The 15,815-nt window shown below is 71.5% G+C and carries 12 protein-coding genes; 8 read left to right on the forward strand and 4 right to left on the reverse strand.

What is annotated here, in order from left to right; genetic code table 11:
- The first annotated feature begins 373 nt into the window (after positions 1–373).
- Together katG and AQI70_RS30360 are read left to right on the forward strand one after the other, a co-directional pair.
- Positions 374–2,563: a catalase/peroxidase HPI gene (katG, locus tag AQI70_RS30355; protein WP_062155662.1), complete on the forward strand. Its 2,190-nt coding sequence runs from the start codon at positions 374–376 to the stop codon at positions 2,561–2,563.
- Between the two features lie 312 nt (positions 2,564–2,875).
- Positions 2,876–4,366, forward strand: a complete 1,491-nt coding sequence (locus tag AQI70_RS30360; protein WP_062155663.1) for an FG-GAP repeat protein — start codon at positions 2,876–2,878, stop codon at positions 4,364–4,366.
- Between the two features lie 76 nt (positions 4,367–4,442).
- Here the strand turns inward: AQI70_RS30360 and AQI70_RS30365 are convergent, their stop codons facing one another.
- Positions 4,443–4,901, reverse strand: coding sequence for a DUF4383 domain-containing protein (locus tag AQI70_RS30365; RefSeq protein ID WP_062155664.1), 459 nt, complete (start codon positions 4,899–4,901; stop codon positions 4,443–4,445).
- 283 nt (positions 4,902–5,184) lie between these two features.
- On the opposite strand from AQI70_RS30365, the gene ctaC reads away from it, so the two are divergent.
- From ctaC to AQI70_RS30380, 3 genes are all read left to right on the forward strand, one after another.
- Positions 5,185–6,159, forward strand: coding sequence for an aa3-type cytochrome oxidase subunit II (ctaC, locus tag AQI70_RS30370; protein WP_062155665.1), 975 nt, complete (start codon positions 5,185–5,187; stop codon positions 6,157–6,159).
- Positions 6,160–6,295: 136 nt separating this feature from the next.
- The gene (locus tag AQI70_RS30375; protein ID WP_062155666.1) at positions 6,296–6,508 is read left to right on the forward strand and encodes a hypothetical protein; all 213 of its coding nucleotides are present in this window, start codon (positions 6,296–6,298) and stop codon (positions 6,506–6,508) included.
- A gap of 114 nt (positions 6,509–6,622) precedes the next feature.
- The gene (locus tag AQI70_RS30380; RefSeq protein ID WP_062155855.1) at positions 6,623–7,345 is read left to right on the forward strand and encodes a hotdog fold domain-containing protein; all 723 of its coding nucleotides are present in this window, start codon (positions 6,623–6,625) and stop codon (positions 7,343–7,345) included.
- A gap of 153 nt (positions 7,346–7,498) precedes the next feature.
- Here the strand turns inward: AQI70_RS30380 and AQI70_RS30385 are convergent, their stop codons facing one another.
- From AQI70_RS30385 to AQI70_RS30395, 3 genes are read right to left on the reverse strand one after another with little or no spacing between them, the layout of a single operon-like run.
- Entirely contained in the window at positions 7,499–9,565 is a 2,067-nt protein-coding gene (locus AQI70_RS30385) for an iron ABC transporter permease (protein WP_062155667.1), read from the reverse strand.
- A 4-nt stretch (positions 9,566–9,569) separates the two neighbouring features.
- The gene (locus tag AQI70_RS30390) at positions 9,570–10,559 is read right to left on the reverse strand and encodes an iron-siderophore ABC transporter substrate-binding protein (protein WP_062155668.1); all 990 of its coding nucleotides are present in this window, start codon (positions 10,557–10,559) and stop codon (positions 9,570–9,572) included.
- Entirely contained in the window at positions 10,556–11,416 is an 861-nt protein-coding gene (locus AQI70_RS30395; protein WP_062155669.1) for an ABC transporter ATP-binding protein, read from the reverse strand. Before AQI70_RS30395 ends, AQI70_RS30390 begins: the two co-directional genes overlap by 4 nt.
- A gap of 143 nt (positions 11,417–11,559) precedes the next feature.
- Here AQI70_RS30395 and AQI70_RS30400 point away from each other — a divergent pair, with 143 nt between their 5' ends.
- The 3 genes from AQI70_RS30400 to AQI70_RS30410 all read left to right on the forward strand — a co-directional run bounded on the left by AQI70_RS30400 (position 11,560) and on the right by AQI70_RS30410 (position 15,778).
- A complete protein-coding gene (locus tag AQI70_RS30400) occupies positions 11,560–12,207 on the forward strand; it encodes a hypothetical protein (protein ID WP_062155670.1) in 648 nt (215 codons plus the stop codon).
- A 68-nt stretch (positions 12,208–12,275) separates the two neighbouring features.
- Positions 12,276–13,985, forward strand: a complete 1,710-nt coding sequence (locus tag AQI70_RS30405) for an ABC transporter ATP-binding protein (RefSeq protein ID WP_062155671.1) — start codon at positions 12,276–12,278, stop codon at positions 13,983–13,985.
- On the forward strand, positions 13,982–15,778 hold the full coding sequence (locus AQI70_RS30410) for an ABC transporter ATP-binding protein (protein ID WP_062155672.1): 1,797 nt from the start codon (positions 13,982–13,984) through the stop codon (positions 15,776–15,778). The genes AQI70_RS30405 and AQI70_RS30410 overlap by 4 nt, the downstream gene beginning before the upstream one ends.
- The last annotated feature ends 37 nt before the right edge of the window (positions 15,779–15,815 follow it).

The following is a 15,815-nucleotide window of genomic DNA, read 5'->3' on the forward strand; positions in this document are numbered from 1 at the left end:
TCTCGGCATCACCTCACCACGGAGCGCGGGTCCATGCCACCCAGCGGCGAGGGACGGTCCCTCAGCCGCCCGCGACCGAACCGCTCAGATCCGGTCCGCAGTGGGCGTGCGCCTGGGTCGGCGTGAGTCCCCGGCCACTTCCTACACGGTTTGCCGTCAGGACATCCCGGTACCCGGATTCGGCTTGTGCCGGGACTTGTGCCGGAAGTCGACGCGGGAGCATAAAAGCAGCTTCTACTCGCATCTTTGTTATGCGGGGGTGCTCTGCGTGTTTCGTAGCGGCGCGGTGTGCGGTGCGCGACCATACGGACGCCGACACATCACAATCATCGGCGTTGTGCGTGCAGACAACGAGACAGAAAGAAGGACGTACGTGTCCGGCAGCGAAAGCGAGAACCCAGCAATCGCCTCCCCGACCCCCACGCCGACTCGGCCGAGGACAAACCGGGACTGGTGGCCGAATCAGCTGGACCTCCAGATTCTCCACCAGCATTCGTCCCGCTCCAATCCGATGGACCAGGACTTCGACTACGCGAAAGAGTTCGCGACGCTCGACCTCGACGCGCTGAAGCGGGACGTCTTCGAGGTGATGACGACGTCGCAGGACTGGTGGCCTGCCGACTACGGCCACTACGGGCCTCTCTTCATCCGGATGAGTTGGCACGCCGCGGGCACGTACCGTGTCGCCGATGGCCGGGGCGGTGGCGGCAGCGGCGCCCAGCGCTTTGCGCCCCTCAACAGTTGGCCGGACAACGCGAGCCTCGACAAGGCGCGCCGTTTGCTCTGGCCGGTCAAGCAGAAGTACGGCCAGAAAATCTCCTGGGCCGACCTGCTGGTCTTCGCCGGCAACTGTGCCATGGAATCGATGGGGTTCAAGACGTTCGGGTTCGGATTCGGGCGAGAGGACATCTGGGAACCCGAGGAAATCTTCTGGGGACCCGAGGACACCTGGCTCGGAGATGAGCGCTACAGCGGCGACAGGGAACTCGCCACTCCCTTCGGTGCCGTGCAGATGGGACTGATCTACGTCAATCCGGAGGGGCCCAACGGCAACCCGGATCCGATGGCCGCCGCCCGCGACATTCGCGAGACATTCGGGCGCATGGCGATGAACGATGAGGAGACGGTCGCGCTCATCGTCGGCGGCCACACATTCGGCAAGTGTCATGGCGCGGTCGATCCCGCGTACATCGGCCCGGAACCCGAGGCCGCTCCCATCGAGCAGCAGGGCCTCGGCTGGCGGAACACATCCGGCAGCGGCAAGGGCGCCGACACGCTCACCAGTGGACTGGAGGGCGCATGGACCTCCGAGCCGACCAGGTGGGACAACGGGTACCTGGACAACCTGTTCCGCTACGACTGGGAACTCACGACAAGCCCCGCCGGTGCCAAGCAGTGGACTCCCACGGATCCCTCGGCCAAGGGCACGGTGCCCGACGCTCACGATCCGTCGAAGAGGCACGCTCCGATGATGCTGACGACGGACCTGGCGCTGAAGCTGGATCCGGTCTACGGCCCGATCACGAAGAGCTTCCACGAGAACCCGGACAGGCTCGCGGAAGCGTTCGCCAAGGCGTGGTACAAGCTGCTGCACCGCGACATGGGCCCCGTCTCGCGCTACCTCGGCCCGTGGGTTCCCGAGCCGCAGCTGTGGCAGGACCCCGTTCCCGAGGTCGATCACGACCTGGTCTCGGACGCGGACATCGCCGCCCTCAAGAGCAGGATCGTCGCCTCGGGGCTGTCCATCTCCCAGCTGGTCATCACCGCCTGGGCGGCGGCGGCGAGCTTCCGCGGCACCGACAAGCGTGGCGGGGCCAACGGGGCACGGATTCGGCTCGCGCCGCAGAAGGACTGGGAGGTCAACCGCCTGCCCGAGGTGGCCGAGGTGCTGCAGAAGCTGGAGCAGATCCGGCAGGACTTCAACCACTCACATGCCGGCGGAACGAAGGTCTCGCTCGCCGACCTGATCGTCCTGGGCGGGTGCGCGGCCGTCGAGCAAGCCGCGAAGAACGCCGGTTACGACATCACCGTCCCGTTCGCACCGGGGCGCACCGACGCCACGCAGGAACAGACCGACGTGGAGACGTTCGCCGTGCTCGAACCCAGGGCCGACGGCTTCCGCAACTACTTCCGCGCGGGAGAGAAGTTGTCGCCGGAGACCCTCCTGCTGGACCGCGCCAACCTGCTGACGCTGACCGCTCCCGAGATGACGGTGCTGATCGGCGGCATGCGGGTCCTGAACACCGGCTTCAAGCGATCCCCGCACGGCCTCTTCACCGACCGGCCGGAGACGCTGACCAACGACTTCTTCGTCAACCTGCTCGACATGGGCACGGAGTGGAAGGCGTCGGCTTCGGACGAGAACGTGTTCGAAGGCCGGGATCGCGCCACGGGCGACGTCAAGTGGACCGCCACCGCGGTCGACCTCATCTTCGGTTCACACTCCCAGCTCCGAGCCGTCTCGGAGGTCTACGCCTCCCAGGACGCGGGAGACAAGTTCGTGCGTGACTTCGTGGCCGCGTGGGACAAGGTGATGAACCTCGACCGGTTCGACCTCGCCTGAACCCGACGCCCCGGCCGGGGCAGTGAAACGCGGATCGCTCAAAGCTCCCCCAGCGCTCCCGTGGTGGGCACGCGTACTCCACCCACGCAGCACGCGTGCCCGCCACCCAGGGGGCCACTCCGAGCGCGGACCTCGCCGGTTGGCCCGCCCACGCCACCGACGCCGTAGACCATCGGCATCCGCTTCGCCCACGTCGCCCCCTTTGTCACCGCCTTGTCACAGCTGATCGGTGGGCCACAACTGTCGAAAGAGATCGGAGATCCAACTCAGGACCGAACAGTCCGCGAACAAGAACACACGGGGAAACGAACCATGACCCACAGGGGTTCCACGGCCGTCGCCGCCGCATCCTTCCTGCTGCTGACCGGCGCCGGTATCGCCGCCGCGCCCGCCGCCTCGGCGGGCACACCCGGCGGCACCTACGCCAGTGACCGCAACAGCGACTTCAACGGCGACGGCTACGACGACGTCCTCACCGGTGCTCCGGGCGGCACCGACGGCGGCCACAAGGGTGCGGGCTACGTCACCGTCCAGTACGGCGGGGTGCAGGGCATCGGCACCGCGACCGGTACGCACCGGGGCCGGACAGCCGTCTTCGGTCAGGCCACCTCAGGTGTCCCGGGCGGTGCCGAACCCGGCGACGGCTTCGGCACCACCGTGGAGACCGGGGACCTCGACGCCGACGGATACGACGACGCGATCGTCGCGGCGCCTGGAGAGGACTTCGGTTCCCTCGTGGACGCGGGTCGGGTGACCGTCCTGTACGGCTCCGCGGAGGGGCTGCGCGCCACCCGGAGCGTCACCCTGCAGGCCGCCGCACCGAAGGCGAACGCCGGATTCGGCCTGGCCGTCGCCGCCGCGCGGTTCACCGGCGCCACACCGGGCGACGTGCTCGCCGTGGCCGACCTCCGGGGCGTGGACCTGGTCACCCACGGCACCGGCTCCCTGAAGGGCACCGGCCGGGTGGACACCACCGGCGCCCCAGGGGGTGACGCGATCCGGCCGGCGGCTCTGACCACGGGAAACTACGACGCCGACGGATACGCCGACCTGATCGTCTCCGGACAGAGCCTGGAGGAGGACGGCACGGGACGGTCGGCCGTGTACACGGGCGGCGCCGACGGCCTGGCCTACGCCCGCGACCTGGGTGGCGGCCCGGCCACCGCCTCCGGGGACATCAACGACGACGGCTACGACGACCTCGTCTACGGCCGGCCCGACCGCCCCGACGACCATCACGAGCCCCTCACCGGCGGCGTGGTCGGCGTCTACTTCGGCAGCGAGGAGGGCGTGCGGGGGGTCGACGAGCACGGCACGGTGGCTCAGGTCTGGACCCAGGACGTCAGCGGCGTGCCGGGCACCGGCGAACTCGGCGACGGCTTCGGCGCGGACCTCTCCCTCGCCGACGTCGACGGAGACGGGTACGACGACCTGGCTGTCGGCGCACCCGGCGAGGACATCGGCGCCGTCGCGGACGCGGGAGCGGTGTGGCTGCTGCGCGGCTCGGCCGCCGGGCTGACCGCGGCCGGTGCGAAGTCCTTCGACCAGAACTCGGCGGGCGTGCCGGGCACGGTCGAGCGGGCGGACCGCTGGGGCGGGCAGGTACGCCTCGCGGACACGGACGGCGACGGCCGCGCCGCAATGCTGGCCGCGGCGCCTGGTGAGAACACCTCCGACGGGGGCATCTGGGTCCTTCCCGCGGCCACCACCGGAACGGTGGCCGCCGGATCCTGGTCGTACGGTGCCGGCTCGCTCCGCGCCCCGGGCGGCGACGCGCGGTTCGGCGCGGCGATCAACGAGTGATCCGACACCGACGGGGATCCCGGCGTGGGCCGGCACCGGCGGCGCGCGCCCGCGGAGGTTTTCCGGAGCTCGGCGGTCACATGCTTCGGGAGGTGGGAGCCGGACGGCTGGGGAGCAGCGCGCCCAGTGCGATCATGCCGACGCCCAGTACGAAGTGCAGCCAGTCGTCGGCGGTGTTCAGCGGCACGAAGTTGGCGTCGCTGTCGTGGCCGACGATCAGGCCGTACAGCCAGAGCACCAGGTAGACGGCGCCTCCGGCGAGCAGGAACGTACGGGCGCCGGAGGCGGTGCGGGACATGGCCAGGCCCGCGATGCCGAAGATCAGGTGGACAAGGTTGTGCAGGATGGATACCTGGAAGATCCCGAGGAGTTCGGCCCCGGAGTCGTGCGAGGCGAACTCCATCGTGTCGTAGTCCGTGGTGATGCCCGGGATGAACCCCAGGATTCCCACCAACAGGAACACCGCCCCGACCAGCAGCGCCGCCTGCTGCACAGCGGGGAGGGCACCTCTCGTCGCATGCGTGTGTGTGGTCATCGTGCCGGCCTTCTCACTTGAGGCGCGTCACAGCGAGCGCCCGGTGTGTGGCGAGTACCCCGCCCCCGTCTCGCTATCGGTCAGGCCCGCCCCGCGTCACGCGGGGCGGAGTCCGTCTCGGTGCGTCCAGTCGGCGGCGCGTTGGCCGCCCTCCCTGCTCGACCCCCAGTACGTTTGGTCCGCATAAAGATCGAAATCACCCGCTGCGTCCGGCAGCCGGCCGATCAGTGAGACGACCACAGCGGCCCCGGACCGGCGGGCGGAATTCTCGGGAAGGCACGACGTGCGTACCAACGGCCGTGACCGCTCGCCGCGGCGTCCGATTCCGCGCAGGCTGCTGCAGGCGCTGACCGCGGGCCTGGTCCTGGCGACCGCTTCTGGTTGCGAGTACACCTGGCAGGATTTCCCGCGCCTGGGAATGCCCACCCCGGTCACGGAGGAGGCGCCGCGGATCCTCTCCCTGTGGCAGGGCTCGTGGGCGGCCGCGCTCGCCGTCGGCGCACTGGTGTGGGGGCTGATCCTGTGGGCGGCCATCTTCCACCGGCGCACCAGGACCAAGACCGAGATTCCCCCGCAGACCCGGTACAACATGCCCATCGAGGCGCTCTACACGATCGTCCCGCTGCTCATCGTGTCCGTGCTCTTCTATTTCACGGCCCGTGACGAGGCCGAGCTCCTCGAACTGTCCGAGAAACCCGCGCACACCATCAGCGTGGTCGGCTTCCAGTGGAGCTGGGGATTCAACTACATCGAGGACGTGGACGGCAGGGCCGACACGGGCGACGCGAAAGCCGACCCGGACCTGGCGGTCGTTCCCGACCGGTTCAGCAGGGCCTTCCCCGCGGGCGCCGAGGGCGTCTTCGACGTCGGCGTCCCCGCCACCCGCAATCCGCAGAACGGCAACCCCGGCCCGACGCTGTGGCTGCCCAAGGGCGAGAAGGTCCGCTTCATCCTCAGCTCGCGGGACGTCATCCACTCCTTCTGGGTCCTTCCGTTCCTGATGAAGCAGGACGTCTTCCCCGGCCACAACGTCAACGTCTTCGAGGTGACCCCGAGCCGTGAGGGCACCTTCCGCGGGAAGTGCGCCGAGCTCTGCGGCGTCGACCACGCCCGGATGCTCTTCAACGTCAAGGTCACTTCCCCGGAGCGCTACCGGCAGCACCTGAAGGAGCTGGCCGACGGTGGGCAGACCGGCTTCGTGCCGGCCGGCATCGCGCTGACCGACCCGGCCAGGAACGCGGAACCGCGAAAACTGTGACCTGGTCCCGCTCGCCCCGGTCTCTGTGGGCTTCGGAGCCCTCGAATGAACAGCGGCAAGAGTCCGTATCCGCTTTTTGGATTTATCCTGGGGACCGGAGTTTCCTCCCGCCGCTCCTGCTTCCGCAGGGGGCCAGATGAAAGTGGAGATAATCCAGCGGGCTGCCAACGTGCTGTTCGAGGTCCCGGACGAAGTTCATGAGGAAATCATCATGCTCATCCGGGCCGTGGCCGCGGACCAGAAGACACAGGTCTCGGATCTGGCCGCAGCGTTCGGTGACTGGTGCTGGCTTGTGTACACCCGCCATGGCGAGGTGATCGAAGTGCTGGACGTCGGCTGCGCCCGGTGACATCGGCCTGCGCGCACAGCGAGCCGACAGCGCCCTGACCGCGACACCCCGTGCCGTCTCTCGGAGCTCCCTTACCTGCCGATCGAGGACCTGGCGTGTGGTGAAGTGGGGATCATGACGACGAGTGACGCGATCGTGGTGCCAGAGCTGTACGCCGGCTACCCGAAGGTGGCCTTCGGCGGCTACGTCGCCGGTGTGCTGGCGGAGAGGTCCGGGGCGCCGACGGTACGGGTGGACTTCCGTGGGCCGGTGCCGGTCGAGGTGCCCGTGCGGATCGCCGAAACCGCGGACGGCGGCGTGGAGTTGGGCGAGGCCGAGCGGCCCCTCGCCGCGGCGCGCCCCTCCGAGCTGCTGCTCGAACCGCCTGCCGCGCCCTCCTGGGACGAGGCGGCCGCCGCGGCCGAGAGGTTCCGGGCGGCGCCGCCTGCGGGTGTGGTCGACTGCTTCGGCTGCGGCCTGCGCACCGCTGACCGCGGTCTGCGTGTGCACTGCACCCCGGTGCCGGAGCGCGGCCTGGTGGCCTCCGCCTGGGTCCCGTCCCGCGCTTTCGCCGACCCGGACGGCCTGCTCCCGAACCACCTGGTCTGGGGCGCCCTGGACTGTCCGGGAAACTGGGCGGGCCGCTTCCTCGGCACCCAGCGCCCGGGCGCGGTCACCGCAGCCCTCACGGGCACGATTCTGCGGCCGGTCGCCGCGGGTGAGCCGTACGTCCTGTACGCGTGGCTGCTGTCGGAATCCGGCCGCAAGCACATGACGGGCGTGGCACTCGCCACGGCCGAGGGCGAACTGTGCGCTGTCTCCGAGGCGTTGTGGATCGATCCCAGGCCTGTCGACTGAGCCGCCGCTTGGCCTCGCGCGCGCAGCGCCGCAGCGCGCATCCTGACGCGGACGACGATCCCCAAAAAAGAGAAGTGCGACGAGGTGCCGTATCTCCCCACCCCCCCTGACGGCGTCTCTCCCCATCCCCTGACGGTGTCTCTCCCCATCCCCCTAACGGCGACTGCGCACCAGCAGATAGAGGAAGTACGGCGTACCGATCACCGCCGTCATGAGTCCGGCGCCGAGCTGGGCCGGTGCGATGACGGTGCGGCCCACGAGGTCGGCGGTGCAGACGAGGACGGCGCCGAGGAGCACCGCGACCGGGACCACCCGCGAGTGCTGCCGGCCCACGAGGGCACGGGCCGCGTGCGGTGCCACGAGTCCCACGAAGCCGATCGTGCCGGCGGCGGCCACGGCGGTGGCGCTGAGCAGGACGGCGAGGGCGAGGAAGCCGAGGCGGCCTCGGGCGAGGTTGAGGCCCAGGAGCTTCGGGGTGTCCTCGTCGAGGGACACGAGGTCGAGTTCGGTCCGCCGCAGGGCCGTGACGGCCACGCCGACCGCGAGGACGGCCGCGAGGGGCGCCACGTCGGGCAGGGTCCGCCCGTAGGTGGAGCCCGAGAGCCAGGTGAGCGCCTTCGTCGCGTTGAAGGGGTCGGTGAGGATGATGAGGAGGCTGATCAGGGCGGCGGCTCCGGTGGCGACGCCGAAGCCGACGAGGACGAGCCGGTTCTGCTGGAATCCTCCCCGCGCCGCGAGCCCGAAGACGAGGACGGAACTGAGCGCGGCGCCCGCGAACGCCGCTCCGGCCACGCTCCACGATCCGACGGACGGCACGGTCGTCACGAGGAGGACGGCGCCCAGCGCGGCGCCGCCGGAAACGCCCAGGATGCCCGGCTCGGCGAGGGGGTTGCGGGTGACGGCCTGGACGAGCGTTCCCGCCAGGGCGAGCGCCGCGCCCGCGAGGAGGGCGGCCAGCACGCGAGGGACCCGGGTGTCGAGGACGAAGGTGATGGTCCGGCCGGCCCGGCCCTGGGCCCAGTTGACCACGTCGCCCAGCAGGAGCTTGCTGTCGCCCAGCAGTACGGCGGCGATGGTCACGCCGACCAGCACGGCGACCAGGACGGCCGTGGTGACGAGGAAGACGGCCCTGCTTCTGATGCGCAGCCGGTCGGGTGGGGCGGCCCCGGCCGTGTCGCGGACCCGCGTGGCCATGACGATCAGGAAGACGGCGCCGACGAGGCTGGTGACGACGCCGGTCGGCACGGCGACCGCGGTGTCCGCCGGCACGACGGCGCGCAGCAGCACATCGGAGCCGAGCACCAGGGCCGCGCCGGTGAGCCCCACGGCCGGCAGGCTCGAACGGGTCCGGGTGAACGCGCGGAACCTGCGCGCGAGGGGGCGGACGAGGGCGGGGGCGCACAGGCCGACGAAGCCGATGGGCCCGGCGAGTGTGACGGCCGCCGTGGAGAGCAGGGCGGCGAGTACGACCGCGGTGACGCGGGTGGCCCGGACCGGCACGCCGACGCCGCGGGCGGCGTCGTCGCCGAGGGCCAGGGCGTCGACGCGGCGGGCGAGGAGCAGCAGTCCGAGGAGACCGACGGCGGCGATGGGTGCCATCTGGAGCACTCCGCCGAAGCCGTTCTGGGCGATGCTGCCCTGGTTCCACTGGTAGAGGCCCTCCGTCTGCTGGGGGAACAGCAGGAGCAGGCCCTCGGTGACTGCGGTGAGGCCGAGGGTGAGGGCGCTGCCCGCGAGGACGAGCCGTACGGTGCCCGCGCCCAGGCCCGACAGTCCGAGCACTACGGCCGCTGCCGTGAGGCCGCCGGCGAAGGCGACGCCGGAGGAGGCCAGCAGCGGCAGCGAGACGCCGGTGGCGGCGACCAGGCCGAGGGCGAGGTAGGAGCCCGCGTTGACGGCGAGGGTGTCGGGTGAGGCGAGGACGTTGCGGCTGACCGTCTGCAGGGCGGCGCCGGCCATGCCGAGGACGGCGCCGATGAGCAGCCCGGCGGTCATTCTCGGCAGCCGGGAGGCGATGACGACGGAGGCGTCGTCGGGGTCGGCCCGGCCCGTGAGCGCCTTCCACACCTCCGGGGCGCCGACCGCGGCCGTGCCCTGGGTGATGTCCACGACCGCGAGGGCCGTGTCGAGAAGGACCAGAGCGGCCGTCACCGCGGCCGCGCCGGTCCGGGACGTGGCCGCCGACGGACGGGTGGCGGGGGTTGTTGCGGTGACGGCCATGGTGTTACTTCGTGAGCGCGGCGACGAGCGCGTCGATGTACTGGTTCATCGACTCGGGGCCGCCGAACATCCAGATGCCGTCGGGCAGCCGGTGGACGTTGCCCTTCTTCACGAACGGCAGCGACGTCCACACCTTGTCCTTGGCCAGGGCGCCCTTCTCGGTGAACGGCGTGCTGCTCTTGTCGCCGTCGTTGGCGATGTAGGCGAACTGCACGTCGCCGAGCTTGGTGAGGCCCTCGACGTCGGTGGAGCCGAGGCCGTAGTCCTTGTCGCCCTTGACCGTCCAGGCGTTCTTCAGGCCGAGTTCCGCACTGACCGCGCCGATGAGCGAGCCGCTGGTGAAGGGCCTGACCGAGACCTGGTTGGAGACGACGTAACCGTCCGCGAAGGCGTACTTGGCGCCCCCGAGACCGGCGTCGGCGAGGGCCTTCTTGCCCTCGGCGACCTTCGCGTCGAAGCCTTCCTTGAGCTTCTCGGCCCGCTCGGTGGTGCCGGTGGCCTTGGCGATGAGGTCGACGTTCTTCTTCATCTGGCCGACGGGGTCGGAGGCGTCGGCGGACCGCACCTCGATGACCGGGGCGACCTTGCGCATCTGCTTCACGGCGGCCGGCGGCAGGTCGGTGCTGGCGACGATGAGGTCCGGCTTCAGGGAGGCGATGGTGTCCATGCTCGGCTCACCACGGGTGCCGATGTCCTTGGGCTCGTTCTTCAGCGGGACCGCGGTGTCCCAGGTCTTGTAGCCCTTGACGTCGGCGACGCCGACCGGGTCGACGCCCAGCGATATCAGGATCTCGACCTCGTGCCACTCGGTCCCGATGACCTTCGTGGCCGGCCCGTCGAGGTCGACCTTCGTGCCCGACGCGTCGGTGACGGTGATGCGCTCGCTGGTCTTCTTCGCCGCGGCGTCGTCGGTTGCGGGCTCGGTGGTCCCGCAGGCGGCCAGGGTGAGGGCCGCGGCGGTGGCGGCCGCCGCGGTCGTGAGGAGGCGTCTCATGAGGGTGTGCTGAGCCTTTCGCTTCGCGAGTGGTGTCGGCCGATCGCGCGGGTGCGCAGCCGGCCGGTGAGGGGATCGGTGTCGACTTCGATGCGGATGCCGTAGGTGTCGGTCAGCCGCTGCGGCGTGAGGACGTCCTCGGGGCCGCCGTCGGCGATGACCCGCCCCTCGTGGAGCAGGACGATCCGGTCGGCCACGGCCGCGGCCTGGTCGAGGTCGTGCAGGACGGCGCCCACGGCGATCCCGTGGACGTCCGCCAGATCGCGCATGAGGTCGAGGAGTTCGACCTGGTAGCGCAGATCGAGGTAGGTGGTCGGCTCGTCGAGCAGGAGCACGCCCGTCTCCTGGGCGAGGCAGCCGGCCAGCCAGACGCGCTGAAGCTGCCCGCCGGAGAGGTGCTCGACACCGCGTTCGGCGAATTCCGCGACGCCCGTCATCGCGAGCGCCCGGTCCACCGCGGCCCGGCCGCCCGGGTCCGCCCTGCCCCAGCGGCCCCGGTACGGGTAGCGGCCGAACTCGACGACGTCCCGTACCGTCAGCCCGCTGGGCGTGGGGCGTCCCTGCGTCAGCAGGGCCACGCGGCGCGAGAACTCACGCGGAGTCAGCGCGAGGCCGTCGGTGTCGCCGTCGATGGTGAGCGTGGCGGTCCTGGGCCGCTGCAGCCGCGCGATGGTACGCAGCAGCGTCGACTTGCCACTGCCGTTCGGCCCCACCAGGACGGTCACTTCGCCGGGCCGCAGCGTCATCGAGGCGTCGTGTACGACATCGACGCCGTCGTACGCCACGGTGACACCCGTCGCCGACAGTTCATGGCCGTGCGGACGTGTGACCGCGGCACTCTCTTCACCTGCATGCACCCGGCGAGGTTAGCCTAACCTTATCCGCAACGGAAGGCATTCCCGAGGGAAACCACAAGAGGCAAATCAGCCAAGACTGGTTCAAGCATTCAGCACTCCGAGGCGCATGCAATTAGGTTAGGCTTACCTAATGGAGGTGCTCGGTGGACAAACACGAAGACTCCGCCTGCCAGTTGGCGGGCTGGGCCGACGGCGTGCTGGAACGACTCGCCGCGCAGGAAGAGCTCGACGGCGCCCTCCTCGCGGCCATGGGGCGAAGTCCGAGCATCCACGAGGAGACACTGGCCCGCATGGCCGAGGCCGTGCGATCGGCGGCCCTGGGTCTCGGCCCGGAGGGCTGCGCCCTCGCGGCGGGAATCCCGGAACGGCTGCTGCAGCACTGGCAGTTGCGCAACCCCTCGTTCGCGGCAGCCATGGCGAGCGCGAGCGCCCTGGCCCGGTCGAACGCCCCCGGCGGCCACGGCAGACCGGCGCACCTGTCGTCCGCCGCGCTGTCCGTCGTACTCAAGGCGATCCGCGCGGGCGCCCGGCACACGGTGGCCGCCGCGGTCGCCGGCGTGCCCCTGAAAGCCCTCAACGGGCTGCGCAGGAGACACCCGGAGGTGGACGCACTGATCCTCGCGGCGCGACGCGCCCGGCCGAAGCGGGCCGACCGGCGCGGAGTTTCGGCGTACGAGCACGGCTACCGCCTCGTACGCGTCGACGACAGCGCTTCTCCCGCCCCTCCCGGCTCCCCAGCTGACACCCCTTCAAAACTCCAAGGGGTGGTCGAGGAGGCATGTCGTGGTTAGGCTTCCCTAAGTTCGCAGGGACAGGGTGCCTGTCCAAGTTGATGGGAAAGACCGCTCCGGAGGGGTGCGTGAGAGAGGCGGACCTGCCGGGACGGACCGTCCTGTGGCGGGCGGTGCGAGAACAGCGGCGCGATGTCGCGCTCGGCGCGCTGCTGGGCATGGGTCATCAGACGGGCGAGGCGCTGGTTCCGGTGCTCATCGGTGTGGCCATCGATCGCGGGGTCGTGGACGGTGACGTCGCCGGTCTGCTGTGGTGGCTCGGCGTCCTGGCCGTCGTGTACGTCGGGCTCTCCTTCAGCTTCCGCTACGGCGCCCGAGCGGGCGAACGGGCGTCAGTGACCGCCGCGCACCGCCTGAGAACCGAGCTGATCGATCGCGTGCTCGCCCCCGAAGGCGGCGCGGACGAGGGCCGGTTGCCGGGTGAGCTGGCGAACACCGCCACCGAGGACGCCCGGCGGGTCGGTGCCGTCACGATGGCCCTCGTCGTCGGTATCGCGGCCGCGACCGGTCTGGCGGTCGGTGCGGTGGTGCTGTTGCGGGTGTCCGTGCCCCTCGGGCTTCTCGTTCTGCTGGGCACTCCCCTGCTGCTGTGGCTGGTGCACCTGCTGAGCAAGCCTCTTGAACGGCGCAGCGAGACCGAGCAGGAGCGCGCGGCGCGGGCCTCGGGCGTCGCGGCGGACCTCGTGGCCGGGCTGCGGGTCCTCAAGGGCATCGGCGCCGAGCAGGCGGCGGTCGCACGCTACCGGCGGGTCAGCCGGGACTCGCTGACCGCCACCTTGCGCGCGGCGCGCGCCGAGGCGTGGCAGAGCGGGGTCGTGACCATCCTCACCGGGGCGTTCCTGGCGCTGGTCGTGCTCGTCGGCGGACGGCTGGCCGCACGCGGCGACATCGGCCTCGGCGAGCTGGTCTCGTCCGTCGCGCTGGCCCTGTTCCTCATCGGCCCGCTCTCCGAGTTCTCCTGGGTCAACGCGCAGTTGGCCCAGGGACGCGCCTCCGCCGCCCGGATCGCCGAAGTCCTCGGTGCCGAGCGGGCCGTACGGTCCCAGCCGTCGCCCGGCGGCCCCGCGCCGCACCGGGTGGCGGGCCGGCTGCGGCTGCGCGGCCTGTCGTACGGGTCCCTGCGCGACGTCGATCTCGACATCGCGCCCGGCGAGACGGTCGGCGTGGTCGCCGCCGATCCCGCCGACGCGTCGGCGCTGCTGCGCTGCCTCGGCCGCCGCGCCGATCCGGACGCGGGTGCCGTCGAACTGGACGGCACCGAACTGGCCGCGCTGGACCTGGCGGAGCTGCGGGCCGCGCTCCTCGTCGCCGAGCACGACGCGGACCTGTTCGAGGGCACCCTCCTCGACAACGTCACCGCCGCGGCCCCCTCCCGGACCGGTGCGCCGGTCACGGCCGCGATCGCCGCGTCGGGCACCGACGAGGTCGTACGCACCCTGCCCGACGGCCTCGACACGGCCGTCACCGCACGCGGGCGTTCGCTCTCCGGGGGACAGCGGCAACGGGTCGCCCTGGCCCGGGCGTTGGCCGCCGAGGCGCCGGTCCTCGTCCTGCACGAGCCCACCACGGCCGTCGACGCCGTCACGGAGGCACGCATCGCCGCCGGGATCAGGGACGTTCGCGCGGGCCGTACCACCGTGGTGGTGACCACCAGCCCCCCTCTGCTCGCCGTGACCGACCGGGTCGTCCTCCTCGACGGGGGCCGGGTCGCCGCGAGCGGCGGCCACGAACAGCTGGTCCACGACTGCGCGTCCTACCGTACGGCGGTGCTCGCATGACCCCGTCCCAGGCCCGAGCACCGTCCGACGGCCCCGTCCTCCTTCCCGTCGCCACACCCGCGCGTACCCGCGCCGCGATGACGGAACTGCTGCGCCCGCAACGGGCCTTGGCCCTGACCGCGTTCGCGGTGATGGTCGGTTCCACCGCCGTCGGACTGCTGGTGCAGCCACTGCTGGGCCGGATCGTGGATCTGGCCGCCGACCGGGCGTCCGTCGACGCCATCACCGTCACGGCGGCGCTGCTCGTGGCCGTCGCCGTCGCGCAGGGCGGCACCGCCGGGTGCGGGCTGTCGCTGGTCTCCCGGCTGGGCGAGACGACGCTGGCCCGGTTGCGCGAGCGATTCGTCGAGCGGGCCCTCGGCCTGCCGCTGGAACGGGTCGAGAAGGCCGGGGCCGGTGATCTGACCGCGCGGGTCACCGCCGATGTGTCGCTGATCGCCGAGGCGGTGCGGGGCGCCCTGCCGGAGCTGGCCCGTTCGCTGCTGACCATCGTCCTCACGCTGGCGGCGATGGCCCTGCTCGACTGGCGGTTCCTGCTCGCCGCGCTGCTGGCGGTGCCGGTGCAGGCGGCCACCGCGCGCTGGTACGTCGCGCGGGCCGTCCCGCTCTACGCCGAGCAGCGCACGGCCGGCAGTGCCCAGCAGCAGCAACTGCTCGACACCGTCGCGGGCAGCTCGACGGTGCGGGCGTTCCGGCTGGAGCGGGAGCACGCCGAGCGGGTCGCCGAGCGGTCCCGGTCGGTGGTGGCGCTGCGGATGCGCGGCGTCCGGCTGGTCCTGGGCTTCTACAGCCGTCTGCACATCGCCGAGTACATCGGGCTGGCCGCCGTCCTGGTCACCGGCTACTGGCTGGTCCGCGAGGGCTCGGCGTCCATCGGTACGGCGACCGCGGCCGCCCTGTACTTCCACAGCCTGTTCGCCCCCGTCAACGCCGCCCTGGTCCTCCTGGACGACGCCCAGTCGGCGACCGCGAGCCTGGCCCGGCTCGTCGGCGTCACCGACCAGCCGCCGCCCCCGCAGGCCGCCCGCCCGATGGGGACGGGCCGGGCCGAGGTCGCCGTGCGCGCGCTCAGCCACGCCTACCGGGCCGGGCATCCGGTGCTGCACGACATCGACCTGACCATCCGTCATGGTGAGCGGGTGGCGCTCGTCGGCGCGAGCGGGGCCGGCAAGACCACCCTGGCCAGGCTCGTCGCCGGCATCCAGCCGCCCACCTCCGGCACCGTCCTGGTCGGCGGTGTCCCACCGACCGAGCTGAGCCCGGTCGCCGCCCGCCGCACGGTCGCGCTGATCACCCAGGAGACCCATGTCTTCGCGGGCCCCCTCGCCGACGACCTCCGCCTGGCCAAGCCCGACGCCACCGACGACGAACTGCGCGCCGCACTCGACCGCGTCGACGCCCTGTCCTGGGCCGAGGCGCTGCCCGACGGCCTCGCCACGGTGGTCGGCGACGGCGGCCACCGGCTCAGCGGCGACCGCACCCAGGCCCTGGCACTCGCCCGGCTGACCCTCGCCGATCCGCCACTGGTGATCCTCGACGAGGCCACCGCCGAGGCGGGCAGCGCCGGAGCGCGCGCCCTGGAGAAGGCGGTCGCCCGTGCCGTGGACGGCCGCACCGCGCTGATCGTCGCCCACCGCCTCAGCCAGGCGGCGACCGCCGACCGCATCGTGGTCATGGACCGCGGGCGGATCGTCGAGACCGGCACACACGACGAACTGCGTGCCGCCGAAGGACCGTACGCGGCCCTGTGGCGGGCGTGGTCGGACACCCGCGACGCCGACACCGGGCCGTAGGACCACCTGCACCACACGGCTCCACTGAAAACCGAAC

It is taken from the genome of Streptomyces curacoi, from assembly GCF_001513975.1.
In the GTDB taxonomy this organism is placed as follows: Bacteria; Actinomycetota; Actinomycetes; order Streptomycetales; family Streptomycetaceae; genus Streptomyces; species Streptomyces curacoi.

Coding starts and splice junctions, on each gene's coding strand:
- AQI70_RS30375 (WP_062155666.1), top strand. CDS start 6,296: ATGAAAGTGGAGATAATCCAGCGGGCTGCCAACGTGCTGTTCGAGGTC.
- AQI70_RS30365 (WP_062155664.1), bottom strand. CDS start 4,901: ATGACCACACACACGCATGCGACGAGAGGTGCCCTCCCCGCTGTGCAG.
- AQI70_RS30380 (WP_062155855.1), top strand. CDS start 6,623: ATGACGACGAGTGACGCGATCGTGGTGCCAGAGCTGTACGCCGGCTAC.
- AQI70_RS30360 (WP_062155663.1), top strand. CDS start 2,876: ATGACCCACAGGGGTTCCACGGCCGTCGCCGCCGCATCCTTCCTGCTG.
- AQI70_RS30390 (WP_062155668.1), bottom strand. CDS start 10,559: ATGAGACGCCTCCTCACGACCGCGGCGGCCGCCACCGCCGCGGCCCTC.
- AQI70_RS30410 (WP_062155672.1), top strand. CDS start 13,982: ATGACCCCGTCCCAGGCCCGAGCACCGTCCGACGGCCCCGTCCTCCTT.
- AQI70_RS30385 (WP_062155667.1), bottom strand. CDS start 9,565: ATGGCCGTCACCGCAACAACCCCCGCCACCCGTCCGTCGGCGGCCACG.